The following is a 2,986-nucleotide window of genomic DNA, read 5'->3' as shown; positions in this document are numbered from 1 at the left end:
CAACAAGTCTCTCCTGTTTGATCTGTGGATCATCAATTTTTGCACCGACAATGCCGATTTCTATTTTTCCATTCTTGATTTTCTGGACAATTTGCAGGGTGTCACCTGCTGTCAATTCAATGGAAATATCAGGAAATTGTGTTGAAAAAGGGCCGATAAGCTTTGGGATGATATATCCGGAAGGAATGGTGCTGCCGCCAATAAAAAAAGCTCCTTTTGTTCTTCCCAGAAAATCATGCATGGCAGATTTTGCCTGGTCTCTAAGGGCTAAGAGCTTTTTTGAATATTGATAAAGAATTTCACCTGCTTTTGTGGGTTCTGTCGTTTTTCCAAGCCGGTCTAAAAGGCGGCATTGGAAATAGTTCTCAAGCTCTTTAATATGACTGCTCACCGTGGGTTGGGAAAGATTAATGGCTTTGGATGCCTTTGAAAAGCTTTTATTTTCAACAACAGATACAAATATATAAAGCTGCCATAAATCCATTATTATTTCTCTATTCTATTATTCATTTCTTTTCTTGGGGGGGTATTTTTCCATTAGTTTTAGTTTAACCGCTTCCGGGACCATTTCACTGATGTCTCCACCAAATTGTGCCGCTTCCTTAATAATGGAAGAACTGGTGAAAATCCATCTGAACCCCGTCATTAGAAAAATAGATTGTACTTTTTTATTCAGTTTTCTGTTCATCAAGGCCATTTGGAATTCACTTTCGAAATCTGAGGTGGCTCTCATCCCCCTGATAATGGCTACAGCATTTTTCATTTTTGCATAATCCACAAGAAGTCCGCCAAAAGAATCTACCAGAACGGGTTTTGTGCCGTTAAAGCTTTGTTTTATCATTTCCACTCTTTCCTCCATGGTAAACAATGCTTTTTTCGAAGGATTACACAACACGGCTACAATAACCTCGTCAAAAATATCAAGTGCGCGCACAATAATATCAATGTGTCCATTTGTTAAGGGATCAAAAGAGCCGGGGTAGATTGCTGTCCTTTTTTTGTCTGCCATTAATAAACCGTCCTTTTTTTAAATTTTGTTCATAAAAGAAATGATTGTTTTTGAGTATTTTTTTTGTCTATAAATGTCAAGGGTATTAATTTTAATTTGAAGACTCTCTTTGCAGGATTGTTCGGCAATGATGATACAATCCTTTGCCAGCAGATCTGTGAAGGATTCTTTTTGAAGCGTTACTTCAATATACCCTTTTCCATAAGGCGGATCAATGAAAACCAGATCAAACCGCTCTCCATTAAGGCTTTGGGGAATAGCATCCTTAACAATATCATGACAGATGACCATAGCTTTTTTTTCAAAACGGCAAAGTTTTAGATTCTCATGGATGATATCACAGGCAAGATCAATAAAGGTGGTATGGATAGCTCCCCGGCTTAGAGCTTCTATGCCCTGAGCACCGGTCCCGGCAAAAAGATCAAGCACTCTTGCATTTTTTACTTTTTGGCCCAGAATGTTAAAAATGGCCTCCCTTACACGATCAGATGTGGGACGGACTTGCCGACCCTGAATTTCAATAAGTTTTCTACCTCTGCAACTGCCGCTGATGACTCTCATAAAGTTTATAAAATACTTTTTTGTATATGTTTTACAGAAGTTCCAAGTTTTTTAGCCGCAGCTTTCAAGTTTCCTTCCTCCTGGGAGAGCTTTTGTTTAATAAATTGTTTTTCAAACCGCTTTTTGGCCTGGGCAAGATCATCGCCATAAAGAAAAAGGTCTTTTTCAATCTGTTCGCCCGGCTTGCAGTCAATGTTATAAGGTTGGGGGAGATCCTCTACATCAATATAGTCTAATTCAACCATGATCGAAAGCCTTTCCAGAAGGTTTTTCAACTCCCTGACATTGCCCTGCCATTCATACGCAATAAGGAGATCCATGGCCTTCTCAGATATGGTTTTCTTTTCTCCTGAAGACTGTTTGGATAATTTTTCAAGAAATGTATCCACAAGCATTGGAATATCTTCTTTCCTATCCCTTAATGCCGGTACATGAATGGGGATTACGTTAAGCCGGAAATAAAGATCTTTTCTGAAATTACCGGCCTCAATTTCTTTTTCAAGATTTTTATTTGACGAAGCAATAAGACGGACATCCATGTGAAGGGTTCTTCCGCCGCCAATCCTTTGGAATGTTTTGGATTCAAGGGCTCTTAAGATTTTTGCCTGGGTATTGATATTCATGTCCCCGATTTCATCAAGAAAGAGTGTCCCGCCGGAGGCCAGTTCAAATTTGCCTTTGTTTTTTGATGTGGCCTCTTCAAAGGCACCTTTTTCGTGACCAAAGAGCTCACTGTCAAGATTATTTTCCGGGATGGCTGCGCAGTTGATGATGATAAAGGGCTGTTCCGGCCTCAAGCTGAATTGATGGATAGTTCTGGCAACCATTTCTTTTCCTGTACCATTTTCCCCGGTAATCAGGATAGAGGCATCAGAAGGCGCTGCATTCATAATTTCCCCGTATAGTTTTTGAACGGCAGGACTGGTCCCGGTAATAGAATTTTTTTCGATACTCTTTTTGCGTAAGTATATGTTTTCTTCTTCAAGTTTTCTGAAGTTCAGGGCATTATTGATGGTGACCATGATTTTGTCGATGGACAATGGCTTTTCAAGGAAATCATAAGCCCCTGATTTTGTTGCATCAACCGCAGATTCAATGGTGCCATGACCTGTAATCATCACTACAGGAAGGCTGGGTGCTATTCTTTTAATTTCTTTTAAGGTTTCAATCCCATCCATTCCCGGCATCCATATGTCAAGCAGAACAATGTCAGGAGAGTCAGCCTCAATTATTTTTAATGCCTCATACCCGTTAAAGGCATGCATGACTTCAAATCCGTCGTCTGAAAGAATTCCTTCAAGAGATTCTATGATCGTTATGTTATCATCAACAATTAATACCGCAGGATACATATTTATTTCTCCTGTTTAACCATCAAGCTGGAAGCTCAATAATAAATTTTGCGCCTTTTGGCTT

General features: G+C 39.5%; 4 protein-coding genes. All 4 read right to left on the bottom strand.

Going from position 1 to position 2,986, the window contains the following annotated elements:
* A partial coding sequence (locus tag K8S13_RS05805) for a LysR family transcriptional regulator (protein WP_291461144.1) occupies window positions 1-484 on the bottom strand: 484 nt, incomplete at its 3' end.
* An 18-nt stretch (window positions 485-502) separates the two neighbouring features.
* Window positions 503-1,009, bottom strand: coding sequence for a pantetheine-phosphate adenylyltransferase (coaD, locus tag K8S13_RS05800; protein ID WP_291461142.1), 507 nt, complete (start codon window positions 1,007-1,009; stop codon window positions 503-505).
* 18 nt (window positions 1,010-1,027) lie between these two features.
* Complete coding sequence (gene rsmD / locus K8S13_RS05795) at window positions 1,028-1,570, bottom strand: 16S rRNA (guanine(966)-N(2))-methyltransferase RsmD (protein ID WP_291461140.1); 543 nt, start codon at window positions 1,568-1,570, stop codon at window positions 1,028-1,030.
* Window positions 1,571-1,575: 5 nt separating this feature from the next.
* The gene (locus K8S13_RS05790; RefSeq protein WP_291461138.1) at window positions 1,576-2,922 is read right to left on the bottom strand and encodes a sigma-54 dependent transcriptional regulator; all 1,347 of its coding nucleotides are present in this window, start codon (window positions 2,920-2,922) and stop codon (window positions 1,576-1,578) included.
* Window positions 2,923-2,986: the final 64 nt, after the last annotated feature.

This window comes from Desulfobacula sp., assembly GCF_021107415.1.
Note: the sequence above shows the minus strand (reverse complement) of the source record. Positions and strands in the feature narration are given on the sequence as shown.

Excerpts from the sequence above, each read along its gene's own strand:
- coaD (WP_291461142.1), bottom strand. The coding sequence starts at position 1,009 with ATGGCAGACAAAAAAAGGACAGCAATCTACCCCGGCTCTTTTGATCCC.
- rsmD (WP_291461140.1), bottom strand. The coding sequence starts at position 1,570 with ATGAGAGTCATCAGCGGCAGTTGCAGAGGTAGAAAACTTATTGAAATT.
- K8S13_RS05790 (WP_291461138.1), bottom strand. The coding sequence starts at position 2,922 with ATGTATCCTGCGGTATTAATTGTTGATGATAACATAACGATCATAGAA.